9 protein-coding genes are annotated in these 14117 nt (G+C 72.5%); 2 read left to right on the top strand and 7 right to left on the bottom strand.

Features of this window, described 5'->3' with window-relative positions:
- The first annotated feature begins 331 nt into the window (after positions 1-331).
- Positions 332-1960, top strand: a complete 1629-nt coding sequence (locus E1211_RS23435) for a right-handed parallel beta-helix repeat-containing protein (RefSeq protein WP_132351167.1) — start codon at positions 332-334, stop codon at positions 1958-1960.
- A 102-nt stretch (positions 1961-2062) separates the two neighbouring features.
- Here the strand turns inward: E1211_RS23435 and pulA are convergent, their stop codons facing one another.
- The 5 genes from pulA to E1211_RS23415 form a co-directional block, all read right to left on the bottom strand.
- Complete coding sequence (pulA, locus tag E1211_RS23430; protein WP_132351166.1) at positions 2063-7564, bottom strand: pullulanase-type alpha-1,6-glucosidase; 5502 nt, start codon at positions 7562-7564, stop codon at positions 2063-2065.
- Positions 7565-7722: 158 nt separating this feature from the next.
- Positions 7723-8442, bottom strand: a complete 720-nt coding sequence (locus E1211_RS23425) for a cellulose binding domain-containing protein (RefSeq protein WP_132351165.1) — start codon at positions 8440-8442, stop codon at positions 7723-7725.
- A 38-nt stretch (positions 8443-8480) separates the two neighbouring features.
- Positions 8481-9152, bottom strand: coding sequence for a hypothetical protein (locus tag E1211_RS32670; RefSeq protein ID WP_165947323.1), 672 nt, complete (start codon positions 9150-9152; stop codon positions 8481-8483).
- 106 nt (positions 9153-9258) lie between these two features.
- On the bottom strand, positions 9259-9648 hold the full coding sequence (locus E1211_RS23420) for a hypothetical protein (protein WP_132351164.1): 390 nt from the start codon (positions 9646-9648) through the stop codon (positions 9259-9261).
- 37 nt (positions 9649-9685) lie between these two features.
- The gene (locus E1211_RS23415) at positions 9686-10369 is read right to left on the bottom strand and encodes a hypothetical protein (RefSeq protein WP_132351163.1); all 684 of its coding nucleotides are present in this window, start codon (positions 10367-10369) and stop codon (positions 9686-9688) included.
- A gap of 19 nt (positions 10370-10388) precedes the next feature.
- On the opposite strand from E1211_RS23415, the gene E1211_RS23410 reads away from it, so the two are divergent.
- Positions 10389-10571: a hypothetical protein gene (locus E1211_RS23410; protein WP_132351162.1), complete on the top strand. Its 183-nt coding sequence runs from the start codon at positions 10389-10391 to the stop codon at positions 10569-10571.
- 10 nt (positions 10572-10581) lie between these two features.
- Here E1211_RS23410 and E1211_RS23405 read toward each other — a convergent pair whose 3' ends face one another.
- Positions 10582-12252 (bottom strand): right-handed parallel beta-helix repeat-containing protein, encoded by a 1671-nt coding sequence (locus E1211_RS23405; RefSeq protein ID WP_132351161.1) that lies wholly within the window; start codon positions 12250-12252, stop codon positions 10582-10584.
- Between the two features lie 393 nt (positions 12253-12645).
- The gene (locus E1211_RS23400) at positions 12646-13026 is read right to left on the bottom strand and encodes an ArsC/Spx/MgsR family protein (protein WP_243709660.1); all 381 of its coding nucleotides are present in this window, start codon (positions 13024-13026) and stop codon (positions 12646-12648) included.
- Positions 13027-14117 lie beyond the last annotated feature (1091 nt).

Genomic DNA, 14117 nt, shown 5'->3' with positions numbered 1-14117 from the left:
CGTCGGCGCGGAGGGGCCCTCCACATCCGCCGCCTCCCCATCGCCCCTGCCCGCCGGTTCTGGCCGGCTACGCGCCGCTCCGGGCCGTACCCGACCCGCTCGTCACCTCCGCGTCCAGTCGGTCCCGCACAGGCGGTCTCGCCATGACCGGGCCAGCCCGTCACCGACCGCCCCCATCGGGTACGGAATGTGGGCTTATCTCGGATATGACCACGAGGCGAAGAACCTTCTCATACGGTGGGTTTCGGGAGCTACAACCGATTTGTAGCAGGGGACGCTCGCCTGAGGCGGCGCGAACCTGTCTGGTACGAGGAGAGGGCAGAGAGCTCCGATGTCCAATCACCTAACCAACAACGAGGCCGCGGAGCCGGCGACGGGGGCGAAGCGCCGCCGTAAGGTCTGGCTCGCCAGCGGTGTCGCCGGCCTGACCGGCGTGGTCAGCCTTGCCGGAGTCGGCGTCGCCACCGGGGCCGGTGCGGCCGGCGTGGACGGCCTGCGCTGGGCCACCGCCCAGGTCAGCCAGGACGGGGACAAGGGCGGCGACCGTCACGACGAGAACCGCGACTGGCGCGGCAAGGGCGACGACAAGGACCGGCGCGACGACAAGGACCGCAAGGACGACAAGGTGAAGGAGGTGCCCTGCGACACGGACAAGCTGATCCAGGCGATCGTCTTCGCCAACCAGAACCACGGCGCGACGCTCGAGCTTGCCAAGGACTGCACCTACAACCTGACCCGGTACGACGAGTTCGGCAACGGCCTGCCGGTCATCACCGAGCGGGTCACCCTCAAGGGCGACAAGACCAAGATCGTCCGGGACGCCACCGCCGAGTACTTCCGGATCCTGAACGTGGGTCCGGGCGGGCACCTGACGGTGAAGGGCCTGACCATCAAGGGCGGTCAGACCCTGAACTTCCTCACCGCGCCGGAGCCGGCCGCGGTCTGGTCGGCGTACTCGACCTCGGTCGAGGCGCAGGCGGCCGCGACCAAGGCCGGTAAGGCCGTGGCCATGACGCCGCGGACCACACTGCAGGCGGCGCCCAAGGCGACCCCGAAGGGCGGCGTCAGCACCCTGGTCGAGGAGCCGGAGTTCAACGACGGCGCCGGCATCCTGGTGCAGCCGGGCGGCAGCGCCGACATCGAGCACAGCGAGGTCCTGCAGAACCAGTCCGGCGGCAACGGTGGTGGCGTGGCGAACTTCGGCACCACCAGCATCCGGCAGAGCACCATCGCCGAGAACACCGCCTTCTTCTTCGGCGGCGGTGTCTTCAACGCCGGCGTCCTGCGGGTCTACGACTCGAAGGTGACGAACAACGAGGCGGGTATCGGTGGTGCCGGTATCTCCAACGGCGCCGCGGAGATCTTCACCGACGACGTCGACGGTGGCACGGTCTGGGTCGAGAAGAGCGAGATCAGCCGCAACAAGACCATCGGCTTCGGTGGCGGCATCCTCGACATCGAGGGCAACACCACCGTGAAGCAGTCGAAGATCTCCGACAACACCGCGCTCGTCGCCGGTGGCGGCATCGCCACGGCGGAGAGCTCGCTCAACCTTTACGACGTGAAGGTCGAGAAGAACAGCACCATCGGTGTCGGCGGCGGCCTCGCGATCGCCTTCGGCAGCCGGGCCACCATCGAGAACACCTCGATCAAGGACAACGTCGCGGCCTTCTTCGGCGGCGGCCTGTTCAACGAGGGCAGCATCACCGTCCTGCGCAAGAGCGAGGTAGTCGGCAACCGGGCGGTCGGCCCGATCGGCATCGGTGGCGGCATCTTCAACGTCGGTGGCGAGGTGCGGCTGGACAAGACCAAGGTGGCGCACAACTTCTCCACCCTGCCGCCGGGTGGCATCTTCACCAACAACTCCGGCGTGATCATCGACGACAAGTCGGCGGTCACCGCCAACCGGCCGACCAACTGCCTCGGCCTGGGGGCCACACCCCCCAACTGCTTCGGCTGACACCCCCGGGTGACGTGACGCCGCCGACGGCGACGGCACGGGTCGAGACAGGGACCGGCCCCCTCCCGCTGACCGCGGGAGGGGGCCGGTCCGCGTCGTGGCTCAGTGCTCCCGCACGAACACCGCCACACTCCGCGGCGGCACGGTGAACGTGCCGGTGGCCCGATCGAACGACGCACCGCGCAGTGCCGGATCCGCCGACGTGCGCAGCACCGGGTGCAGCGACACGGCGGCGCCCCGCAGCCCGGGTAGCCGCTGGGTAGTGGTCTGCGGGGTGGCGTTGAAGACCACGGTCAGCGACGCCCACCGCGGGTCCAGCCCCCGACCGTCCAGCGTCATGGTGAGCACGCCGGGCGTCTCGGCCGCGTCGGAGAGCGGGAACGCCACCCGCCGCTGCACCTGCTCCGCCGTGGCCAGCCCGAAGACCGGCGACGAGGCGCGGATCCGGAGCAGCTCGGCGTAGCGGGCGTCGGTGGTGTCGATCGCCGCGCAGTCCGGCACCAGCCCCGGATCGGCCAGCAACGGCCGGGCGTACGGCCACTTGTCCTGGTTGTCCGCCGCCGGTGGCAGGCCGGCGGCGAAGCCGTTGCCCTGGGCGCAGTCCCAGCGGATCTGGTTGAACCAGTCCCCCGAGTCGTACGAGTTGCGGTCCAGCGACTTCGAGCGCAGCCGCTCGGAGCCGGCCGTGACGAATCCGGTGCCCTGGCTGAAGACCACTGTGCTCAACGCCAGCACCTGCATCCGGGACCGGTCCGCGGTGGAGGTGGTCTGCGGCAGCTTGTACGCCAGCGCGTCGAAGAGGATCTCGTTGTCGTGCGCGTCGACGTAGGTGACCGCCTCCCCGGGTGCCGCCGTGTAGCCGGCCGGCGCACCGTTGTAGTCGACCTGGGCCCCGGTGACCCGCTCCCCCGTGGAGTCGGTGAACCGGTAGCCGCGCAGGTTCCCCGTCAGCCCCACCTTGATCAGGTCGTGCTGGTGCAGCAACCGCGCCCGCTGCTCGTCGGGGCTGCCGTTGACCGGGTCGCCGTTCGGGTCGGTGAAGAGCCCGGACGCGAAGCCCTGCGCGCGCGGGTTGGCGTCGAACGGCCCGCCGCCGCGCACCGCGTCCCGGAGCCGGTCGTTGAACGTGCCCACCCCGGTGCCGGCCATGTTGGCCTGGGTCGCCTGGACGAACCGCGCGTCGTTCGCCACCTCGCCGAAGTTCCAGCCCTCGCCGTAGAGCAGGATCGACGTGCCGTCCACCCCGTCGCGGGCCGGGGACAGCCGATCCAGCGCCGCCCGTACGGCCAGGATGTTCGCCTTCGGGTGGTGGCCCATCAGGTCGAAGCGGAAGCCGTCCACCTTGTACGCCTTCGCCCAGGTGACCACCGAGTCCACCACCAGCTTGCCCATCATGGCGTGCTCCGGGGCGGTGTTCGCGCAACAGGTGGAGGTGGCGATCGTGCCGTCGTCGAGGAGCCGGTGGTAGTAGCCGGGGACGATCTGGTCGAGCACCGACTTCGGATCCACTCCGGCGGCCGAGGTGTGGTTGTAGACCACGTCCATCACCAGCCGCAGGCCCGCGCCGTTGACGCCGGCGACCATCCGGCGGAACTCGGTGGTGCGCGCCGCCCCGGTCGGGTCGACGGCGTAGCCGCCCTCCGGGACCGTGTAATGCAGGGGGTCGTACCCCCAGTTGTAGCCGTCGGCGGCGGCGACTGTCGCGACGCACGCCTGTTGTTCCGCCGAGTCCGGCGGCAGCCCGGCCAGGTCGCAGGGAGGCTGCGCCTGGTCGGCGCGGCGCTCCGGGATGGTGGCGAAGTCGAACGCCGGGAGCAGGTGCAGGTGGGTCACCCCGGCGTCGCCGAGTGCCCGCAGGTGCCGCATGCCGGCGCTCGCCGGTTCGGTGAAGGCGAGGAAGGTGCCCCGCCGCTCGGCCGGCACGCTCGTGTCGGCCACCGAGAAGTCCCGCACCGAGAGCTCGGAGATCTGCGCCCGGCTCGGCGGCACGGCGGCCGGCTTGCGCAGCCCGGACCAGCCGGGCGGGGCGAGCGCCGGATCGGCGAGGTCCACGAGCTGGCTGTGCGTGGAGTCCGGCGCCAGCGCCACCGAGTACGGGTCGGTGACCGAGGCGGTGACCACCTGCTGGGTCGCCGGCTGCCAGGCCCGCACCTGGTAGCGGTAGAACTTCCCGGTCCACTCCCGGCTGCCGCGCACGGACCACACGCCGGTGCGGTCGTCCCGGTTCATCGCCACCGTCCGCGGCTCGGCCGTGGGCGTGTCGAACAGCTGCAACGACACCGTCCGGGCGGTCGGCGCCCAGACCGCGAGGGTCGGCGTCCGGCCGGTGAACGTCGGCCCGAGGCGCGCGTCGGTGGCCCGCGCGTACACGTCGTCGAGCACGCCGGGGATCTGCACGCCGGTGGCCGCGAGCAGGCGCCCCTCGGCGTCCCGCTCGGTGACCAGCAGTTGCCCGCGCAGCGCGGCCGGCACCTTGGCCAGGTCACCCCGGCCGAGGGTGAAGCTCCGGTACGCCCACAGGTGCGGGAACGCCGCGCGCTGGGCCTCGGTCAGCCCGTTGCGCCGCGCGTCCAGCGGCACCGTCGTGTACGTCCCGGCCAGCTCGCCGTCGACCACCCGCACGTCGCCAGCCGGGGCGGCCACCAGGGCGTACCGCTTGCCGTCGGTGGGTCCGGTCCGCCAGGCGACGGTGGAGCGGTCGATCCAGTGCGCCCGCTGCTTGGTGACGTCCAGGTCCCCGCCCCCGGCGGAGGAGGTCGACGGCAGCAGCCGGCCCGGGGTGGCGGCGAGCAGCCAGACCTCCCGCCCGGCGCCGGCGAGGTCGAGCCGCTGGTCGTCGGGGAGGTCCTTCTTGTCTCCCTTGTGGACGATGTAGTTCAGTCCGGTCGCGCCGTCGGCCAACGGCACCCGGAAGACCGCGCCGAAGGCGTCGAAGCCGGTCGGTTCCATCGGGTCGGACCACTCGGTCGGGTCCGCCGCGCCGTCCCAGAGGTGCAGCCCCCAGCCGTCGTAGTCGCCGCCCGCCCGGCGGTAGTGGAGCACGGCGGTGCCGTCGTCGACGGGTGGGTCGGGTTCGCCGGTGGCGGCCTGCCGGGTCGGGTAGACCACCGGATCGCCCTGCTTGACCCAGACCTCACCGGTCCGGGTCACGTCGAGGGCCCGGTCCTGGGCGACGTCCTTGTTGCCCGCCTCGTCGACCACGAGGAAGCCGACGGTCTTCGCGCCCGGCTTGAGCTTCACCCAGGCGAAGCGCCCGTAGGAGTCCTCGCCGGCGAACGGCTGACCCTGCGGCCACTCGGTGACGTACGCCGGGTCGATGTCGCCCCAGGCGTGGAGGCGCCAGTCGTCGTACCCACCGGCGGGGCGCTGGTAGTGCACCACCGCCCAGTCCCGCGATGGGCCCTGCGCGGCTGTTCCCACGGTGGCGGTGGAGCGGGCGGTGGCGATGCGGCCCGAGCCGTCCCGGACCACCGCCTTGTACTCGATCCTCGTTCCGCCGGCCAGCCCGGTGAGATCGTGGTGCACGGTGTACGGGGCGCGGCGCGCGCTGCCCAGCAACGTCCAGCTGCCTCCACCCACCCGGGCGGCGACCGTGACGGTGGCGAGCGGGTCGCCGGTGACCTGGGCGGTGACCGCGGCCCGGGTGGCGACCGCCTCGTCCGGCGCGGGCGTGGTGATGGTGACCGACGGCGCCCGGCCGGGTGGCGGGATCGGCGTGCCGGCCCGGTGCACCACCGCGGCCAGCGGCGGAACGGTCAGCTCCAGCTTCCCGTCCGCCCCCGCGGTGGCCGTACCGGAGGCGCCGTAGACGCCGGTGAAGGTGGCGCCGGCCGACCAGGTGTCCACGGTGACAGTCTGCGCCGTGTCCGCGTTGTTCACCGCCACCACGTACTCGGTGCGCTCGCTCGGGGCGATCCGGGAGAACGCGAGGACGCCGGGGCCGTCGGCCGCGTACCGGGTGACCTGGACGCCGTCGCGCAACGCCGGGTGCGCCCGGCGCAGCGCGCCCAGCTCGGCGATGGTGCGGTAGAGCGGGTGGTCCGGCTCGTACTGGTCGCCGGCGTGGGTGCGGTCGGTGCCGAGCAGGTCGTCGTCGAGGTAGTCGGCCGTCGCCGAGGCGAACATGTCCTGGCGGGCGTCCTTGTCCCCGCCCGGTCCGGTGAAGCCCTGCTCGTCGCCGGAGTAGACGACCGGTTGACCGCGGGTGAGGAACATCAGCTGGTGGGCGAGTTGGTCGCGGCGCAGGTGGGTGGCCGGGTCGGTGCCGCCGCCGGCGATGAACGACCCGATCCGCCCCATGTCGTGGTTGCCGAGGAAGGTGGTCAGCCGGTTGGCGTCGGTGTCCCGGGCGGCGTAGAGGTCGTCGCGGGCGTACACGTCGGCGAGCGCCTTCGCGGAACCGGCGCCGGCGGTGTAGCCACGCGCCGCCTCCTGGAAGGCGAAGTCGAGGGTGGCCGGCAGGCCGCCGCGCCGCACGTAGGTCGAGGTGATCTCGGGGTCGGCGCTGTACACCTCACCGAACATGAAGAAGTCCTTCTTGCCGGCCCGTTCGGCGGCCCGTTCGACGCCCCGGCTGAACTGCGGCCAGAAGTCGAGGTTGACGTGCTTGACGGTGTCGAGCCGGAAGCCGTCCACACCGGTGTTGCCGATCCAGTCGCCGTAGACCTTCGTGAGGCCCCGCACCACCTCGGGGCGCTCGGTCCAGAGGTCGTCCAGGCCGAAGAAGTCGCCGTACTCGCTGTTCTCGCCGGTGAAGGTGGAGTCACCGCGGTTGTGGTACATGGTGGCGTCGTTCAGCCACGCCGGCACCTTCACCTCGGCGTCCGCCGCGGTGTCGAAGGTCGGGGTGTACGGGAACGAACTCCGGTCGACCGCGGGGAAGCCCCGGCTGCCGTCGGCGTGGTTGCGGTCCTCGAAGGCCCGGCCCTGCGCGTCGACGTACGGCGAAGTCGCCTTGTCGATGTAGGCGTACCTGTCCTCGGCGTACGTGATGACGTCGGCGGTGTGGTTGACGATCACGTCGAGGTAGATCTTGATGCCGCGCTGGTGCGCGAGGCGGACCAGCCTCCGCAGCTCCTCGTCGGTGCCGAAGTGCGGGTCGACCTGGGTGAAGTCGGTGATCCAGTAGCCGTGGTAGCCCGCCGAGACGTCCGCCCCGCTGCCCTGCACCGGGCGGTTCTTGAAGACCGGGGCGAGCCAGATAGCCGTGGTGCCCAGCCCCTGGATGTAGTCGAGCTTCTGTATGACGCCCCTGAGGTCACCACCGTGGTAGAAGCCCTTGTCCTTCGGGTCGTACCCGGTGCGCAGCCGGTTCCCGGCCAGCCCGCCCCGGTCGTTGCGCGGATCGCCGTTGGCGAACCGGTCGGGCAGTACGAAGTAGAACTGCTCGGCGCGGGTGTCGTCGGTCCCGCGGGCGAGAAGGGCCTCGGCGGAAGGCTCACCACGCCACTGGGCCGCACCGGTGGCCGTCTCGTCGACACCTGTCGCGCCGGCGGCGGGCACCCCGCCGAGCTGCGGGACGGCGACCGGCGTACCGACCAGGGTGAGGGCGAGCAGGGCGACGAGACCCAGCAGGGCCCTGCGTGGTCGCGGCGGGGATTCCATCGACGGCCTCCTCTGGTCGTGGATTCGCCCGCACGCTAGCCCCCGCCGAAAGGGTTTGCAATACCTTGCAAGAAACGCTGCAACATGGCAGCAGGCTTGCGGAAGGACGCCGGAAGGGGCCGGCAGCACGCGCTGCCGGCCCCTTCAGTCGACGAAGATCAGAGACCGCCGCAGGTGACCCCGTTGACGGTGCACTCGGCGGGACGGGTCTCCGCCCGCTCCACATGGAACATCAGGCGCGCCGACTGACCCGGGGCCAGGTCGGCCCCGCCGCTGTAGGTGTAGACGTCGTCGCGCTCGCGCAGTCTCCCCTGTGGCGCGTTCACCACCCAGGCGGCGGTCACCCGACCACCGGAGAAGCCCAGCCGGACCTGCCACTCCTGACCGGCCTCGGACACGTTGCTGACCTGCACCTCGGCGATGAAGCCACCGCTGAAGGTGCTGGTGACCCGATACCGGCCGGTCAGCTCGGGCGACGGTCCAGACGCCGGCGGGGCGGGCGGCGCGGTCGAGACCTGCGGGCTCGGCGGAACCGACGGCGAACCGGGGACCGCCGACGTCGGGCTCGCCGTGGACGTCGGCGCGGACGGGGTCGAGGAGAGCGTCGGCGTCGGCGACGACGAGGGCGTGCGCGTGCCGCCGGTCGAGTCGGCCGACGCGGAGCCCGTCGGCGACGCGGAGAGCCAGGGCGGTGTCGGCATCGGCGCGCCGACCTCGAACCCCCGCGGCACCTCCGCATCGGAGCGGCCCCGGTAGGTGCCGAGCACGATGACCAGCAGCACCACCATGACCACCACCCCGGCGAAGACCACGATCCAGGGCGAGGACGCGACGGCCCTGCCATGTCTGTGTCGTGCGCCCTGACCCGTGCCGGACATGTCCCTCCCTCTGGTGGTCGCCCGGGGAGCGTAACGGGTCAGTCGAGGGCGCAGTCGCCGCCGTTCACCCTGCACCCGCTGAGCTGGTCGTCACGGTCGTCCCGGCTGAACCGCAGGGTCAGCTCGACGCTGCGCCCCTGCGCGAGCGGGCCGAGCCCCCGCAGCACGTACCGGCCGTCACCCCGGGGCACCACCCAGACCGGTGCGCCGAAGACCCGCAGGTTCCGGACCCGGCCGGAGAACGCGAGGTCGACCCGCCACTGCTCGGCGTGGCCGGTGCCGTTGCGCAGCACCAACTCCGCGGCGACGTCGTCGCGATCGGCGTCGCGGACCCGGTACGTGGCCGTCAACGCGCCGCCGTCGACCGACGCCGGCTGGTTCGACCGCGGCGCGGACGGAGTCCGGGACGACGACGTGACGGTGGGCGAGGGACGCACGCTCCGGGAGGGATGTACCTCGGTGCGGGAGCGGCTCGCCCTCGGGGTGGGTGACACCGAGGCGGAGGCCGTGGCGGCCGGGGAGACCGGTGGCACCAGCGGCGGCGCCGAGGCCGCGGCCGGTTCCGGCTCGCGAACCCGGAAGGAGAGCGACGCGACGAGCAGGAGGACCGCCAGGGTGACCACGCCGAGCAGCACGAGCACCCACGGCACCGACGCCACCAGCTTGGGCGCGCTTCCCGGTTCCGGCGCCCCGGCAGGCCGCACAGGCATGTGTCCCCTCTCCTGAACCGACCCGCCAGCGTAGTCAGCCTCCGGTGGGAGGGGAACGGCAACTCGGTGCGAGCGACCGACCGTCCGGACGGCGGGCGCGCCCCGGTCAGCCGGCGCGCACGACGGTACAGATGACCGGGCCGGTGTCGGTGCCGCGCAGCAGGTAGCGGTAGTGCTCGCCCGGCACCCGCGCGCCGGAGCTGTCCAGGAACTCCCACTCCACGGCGACCATGGTGAGCAGCGCGGAGACCGGTTGCACGTCCTCGATGAGCGCGTGCGCGGCGATCAGCTCCCGCTCCCGGTAGTCCGGTGCCGCGCCGACGAAGGAGAGTGCCACGGCCGCCAGCGAACTGAAGGAGAAGCTGTACGTGTCGGCGACCACCAGCCCGGGCAGGGCGTAGCAGCCGGCGAGGGCCGGCACGTCACCAGCGGTCAGTGCCGCGCCGTACCGGTCGAAGAAGTCGCTCAGCGTACCGAGGTCGGTGGAGGCTCTCACGGCGGAGGCAATTGCCCGTCGCCGGTGCCGTCAAACCTCAGCGCGGCGGCACGCGTACCTCGATCTCGGCGCCGAGGCGGGCGGTCCCGGAGAGGCCGAGGTCGTCGCCGCTCCAGAACCGGCCCGGGTCGTACCAGTTCGGACGCCGGCCAGCCGGCAGCAGACCCATCGCCTCGTAGGTCACCGCCACCACCTCGGCGCAGTACGCCGTCTCCAGCGCCCGGTCGGGGACCGTCGCCGGGCGGGGCGGCCTGCTCCCGCCGCCGCGCGGCAGCAGGTCACGGCCCGCCTGGGGCAGCTGCGGCAGGCGGCCACGCAGCCACCGCCAGGCCAGCTGGGCGGTGGACGGGAACGGCGTACCGTCCAGCCGGGCGACCGTACGCAGCACCGCGTTCTCCATCTCCGCGTCCGCCGGCGGGTCGAGCTGGCGCAGCCAGGCACGCTGTCCGTAGCGGTTGGCCCAGACCCGGACCGCCTCGGCCAGGTCGTGCAACTGCACACCGCGCTGGTGGCCGCCGGACCACATGTCCGGCAGGGACCTGCCCAGCTCCGCGTGCCACATCAGCGGTGGCATGTCGTCCAGCACCACCGCCATGCCGACATGGTTGACCGGGCTGTTGGTGGTGAGCTGGATGGCCCGGTCCGGCACGCTGCGGCCGCGGAAGACCCACAGGTCGCCGGTGCGGGTCAGCTCCACCGCCTCGTCGAGGCTGAGACTCATAACCGTCTACCCTAGGTCGATGCGGCGACGGATGCGGTGGTGGAAGGTGCTCGGGCTGGCCGGTCTCGCCGGCGTGGCGGCCACCGGGGTGGTGATCGCCCGCGCCGAGCGGCGCCGCCGCGCGTACACCCCGGAGGAGATCCGGGCGCGGCTGCTCGCCCGGCACGCGGACGCCACGGCGCAGGGCGACGGCGTCCGCTGAACGGACCGGCTCAACCCTCGCCGTGGTGGTTGCCGTCCCAGCGGCCCCCGATCGGCGGAGTGTCCAACCGCAGCGGTCCCTCGGCGTTGCCGGCGAAGTCGTTGTCCTGAACCCGGCAGTCCACGCAGCTGCCCTCCGGGGTTATCCAGACTCCGTACGTCTGGCTCGGTTCGTCGCGGTGGTCCCAGATCCGGTTGCCGCGTACGGTGGCCGAGTCGAAGGCCGCGTTGACCGTGATGCCGGCCCGGACCGGCGGCGGCCCCGGCAGTTCGTACCTCGCGCCCGGCCCGGGAACGTCCGCGTTCCAGCCGCTGACGGCGTCCGGCCGCACCTCGGCGAGGGCGAGCTCGGTATCGGTGTTGCCGGCCACCACCGCCACCCGGGAGCCGACCCGCACCACCTTCCCCCGGTGACCGTCGGCGGGCCAGCGGGCCGTCCGGTCCGTCACGGCCCGCAAGCCGTACCGGACCGCCTCGCCGCCACCGGCCTCGGCCGGGGCACGCCGCCGGCCGTTGTTGCGGATCCGGTTGTTGACGATGACGGCGTCGGACATCGGCCGGTCGATCCGGATCCCGTCGAGGCCGTTGTCCCAGATCTCGTTGCTGTCGACGACCACGTGCTCGGCGGGGCCCGAGTAGACCCGGCCGAGGTTGTGCTCGTGGTGGCCGTACGCCCCGTTGCCACTGATCCGGTTGCCCCGCACGGTGTACGGACCTGGCGTGTTGCCGATGCTGACCCCGTCGCCGACGTTGCGGTCGATGACGCAGTCGGTCAGCAGTCCACCACGGCCGGCGACGCCGGCGGTGCCGTTGCCGGAGACGTCGAAGCCGGCCTCCAGGTTGCCGGTCAGGGTGCAGGCCGAGACGATGAGGCCGTCCGCTCCCCAGTCGGAGATGCCGAACCGGTTGGCCTGGCTGTGGCAGCCGATGATGCGGAAGCCTCGCGGCGGGGGCCAGTAGTCCTTCTGCAACTCCAGGAAGATGCCGTTGGTGCCGTTGCCGACAGTGGTGCAGTTCGCGATGGTGAGCCGTTCCACCTCACCCCAGCCTCCGATGCCGACGCCGATTCCGGCCCCGCCGATCTCCTCGCCGTTGTCCAGCCGGCCGCAGCCGACCACCACGCAGCCCTCGATGATGCTGTCCTGGAGGAAGTCGCAGCCGAGGCCGGTCGCTCCCGTGTGGTGGATGTAGAGATTGCGGAACACTCCTCGTACGACGTACTGGAGGCCGAGCCCCTTGGCGAGGTAGCTGTACTCGGCCATCGCCACCCCGGAGCCGTCGATCTCGAAGTCGGCGAAGGTGCAGTCGGCGATGTGCCGGTCCCGGTCGGCGCCGTGCTGCACCGTGGTCCAGTACGCCAACGGCGTCGGATCGGCCCGGTTCCCCTCGTTGCTGAGCACGAAGCGGGTCGCTGCCGGACCCGCCCCGATCAGCGACACCCCACTGCGCCAGATCGTGCCGGCGTCGCGGATCGAGTAGATGCCCGGCGGACAGTAGATGACTCGGGGGCGGCCGTCGGAGGCGTAGCCCGCACCGAGGCGATCGACGAGCGCGGCGAGCGCCGGCTGGTCGTTGGTCACCCCGTCGCCCTGCAACCCGCACTCCCGGGCGTCGCAGTACAGGGGCGCGCCGGCGACCGGCGTGGGCCGTAGCGCGACGGTCGGCAACCCGTGCTGCGACACCCGGCGCTCCTTCCGCGGTCGGTTCCGGGAACCACCGCCCGCATTCCCGCTCGCCCGAGTGGAAAACGCCGCGTTCCACACACCCGCCACCCGAGCGGGCGGACCCGACGGGACGGACGCGATCCCGTGCGCCGAGCGGACGCCCGCCCGGCTGGCCCGACCGGCGGGGCGATGGACGGCCGGGCGGACCGGCGGGTGTCCGCCGCCTGAGCGGGACGGAACCGGCAGGGCGGACGCGAGCCCGTGGAGTGAGCGGACGGCCGGGCGGGCAGGCGGGCGGGGCAGTGGACCGCCGGACCGGCGGGGCGATGGACGACCGGGCGGGCGCGGCGTAGAGCCGGCCAGCGAGCCGGAACGTGACGGCCCGGAGGCGATGTTCGCTCCGGCTTGCGCTCAGTCCTCGACCGACCGGTCGACAGCCGCGCGCAACACCTCGGCACTGCGGCCGACCAGCGCGCCGCCGTCGTCCAGGAGCAGGATCGGCCGCTGGATCAGCTCCGGGTGGGCGACCATGGCCTCGACCCAGCGCGATTCGCTCGTTTCGTCCCGGGGCCAGTCGGCCAGGCCCAACTCCTGCGCGGCCGGCTCGTGGATCCGGCACACCTCCCACGGCCGCGCGCCGAGCCGCGCCAACACCTCCATGAACTCCGCGACACCGGGCGGGTCCTCCAGGTACGCCCGCAGCCGGTAGGGCACCCGGGCCTCGTCGAGAGTCGCCCGGGCCGTTGCGCACTTCGAACACGCCGGGTTGTTCCAGATCTCCACGCCCCCCATCGTGACAGCACCCGCGATTCGTCGGGTCCCGCCGACTCGGGCTACCGGGATGTCGGGCTGTCCGCTTCGGCGGCCACCCCGACATGCACTGAAGTCGTGCCGGGCCCGTGTGAGCGAGCGCGCCCAGTCCGCGATCAGGCTCGTACCGCCCGCCCCGGCCGATCCGGCGGCACCGCCCGACCCGATGGCACCGCCCGCCCGGTGGCACCGTCCGACCCGGTGGCACCGTCCGGCCCGGTGGCACCGTCCGACCCGGTGGCACCGGCCTGATCCGCTCCATGGTCGACTCGGGTTCCTTGATGTCGGCGCATCCGCACCACCGGGACACCCCGACATGCGCGTACCCGAGTCGATCAACGGCCACCGAGGGTCCACGGCGGCGACCTGGGCCCTGACGCCCGTTCTGCGCCCGGGTCACGGGTGCCGCGACATGGGAGCCGGCCTGGAACGCGGGCACGGGCCCGGTTGGGTTTCGGCCTCCCGGGCCGATGGCGAGCCATGATCGACTCGGGCTCACTGATGTCGGGGTATCCGCATCACTGGGACAGCCCGACATCAAGGAACCCGAGTTGACCATCAGGCGGATCGGGGTGGTGGTCGATTCGGGCACCGGGATAACGGGCTGTCCGCTTCGGCGGTCACCCCAACATGCCTGGAAGTCGCGACCCGCCGCGCAACGGCGGTGGTGGTTCGACACCGGACGTCCGGTTCGGTCCTGCGCGGTTCCTACCCGAAATACCCGGTTCGGCACCGGGCGTCCCGTGGTCGGGGCCACCCCGGCGGCGGAATCATCGCCGGGCCCGAGTCGTTGAACAGGGTCGAGCCGCGCGACCCCGCTCGCCGGCCCCCGAGAGACCGGCCCAGCCGGGAATCATCACCGGCCCCGGGTCGTTGAATCCCCCGCCGCGCCAGCCCCGCACCACCGGGCTATCCGCGCCGGCCCCCTGGGAACGACCGGCCCGCCGAAGCCGTTGCACACCCCGGCAACACACCCGATCAGGGCACCGCTGCCGGCCCCGGGAACGAGCGGCCCGCCGAGGCCGTTGCACAACCCCACGGGACGCGCCCCGACCACGCCGTCGGGCCACCCC

Source organism: Micromonospora sp. 15K316 (genome assembly GCF_004348525.1).
Taxonomy (GTDB): domain Bacteria; phylum Actinomycetota; class Actinomycetes; order Mycobacteriales; family Micromonosporaceae; genus Micromonospora.
The sequence above is the reverse complement of the archived record's forward strand: the minus strand, read 5'-3'. Positions and strand labels throughout refer to the sequence as shown.

Bases quoted from the DNA above. Each gene is read 5' to 3' on its own strand.
- E1211_RS32670 (WP_165947323.1), bottom strand. From the start codon at position 9,152: ATGCCTGTGCGGCCTGCCGGGGCGCCGGAACCGGGAAGCGCGCCCAAG.
- E1211_RS23400 (WP_243709660.1), bottom strand. From the start codon at position 13,026: ATGGGGGGCGTGGAGATCTGGAACAACCCGGCGTGTTCGAAGTGCGCA.
- E1211_RS23425 (WP_132351165.1), bottom strand. From the start codon at position 8,442: ATGTCCGGCACGGGTCAGGGCGCACGACACAGACATGGCAGGGCCGTC.
- E1211_RS23435 (WP_132351167.1), top strand. From the start codon at position 332: ATGTCCAATCACCTAACCAACAACGAGGCCGCGGAGCCGGCGACGGGG.
- E1211_RS23410 (WP_132351162.1), top strand. From the start codon at position 10,389: ATGCGGCGACGGATGCGGTGGTGGAAGGTGCTCGGGCTGGCCGGTCTC.
- pulA (WP_132351166.1), bottom strand. From the start codon at position 7,564: ATGGAATCCCCGCCGCGACCACGCAGGGCCCTGCTGGGTCTCGTCGCC.
- E1211_RS23415 (WP_132351163.1), bottom strand. From the start codon at position 10,369: ATGAGTCTCAGCCTCGACGAGGCGGTGGAGCTGACCCGCACCGGCGAC.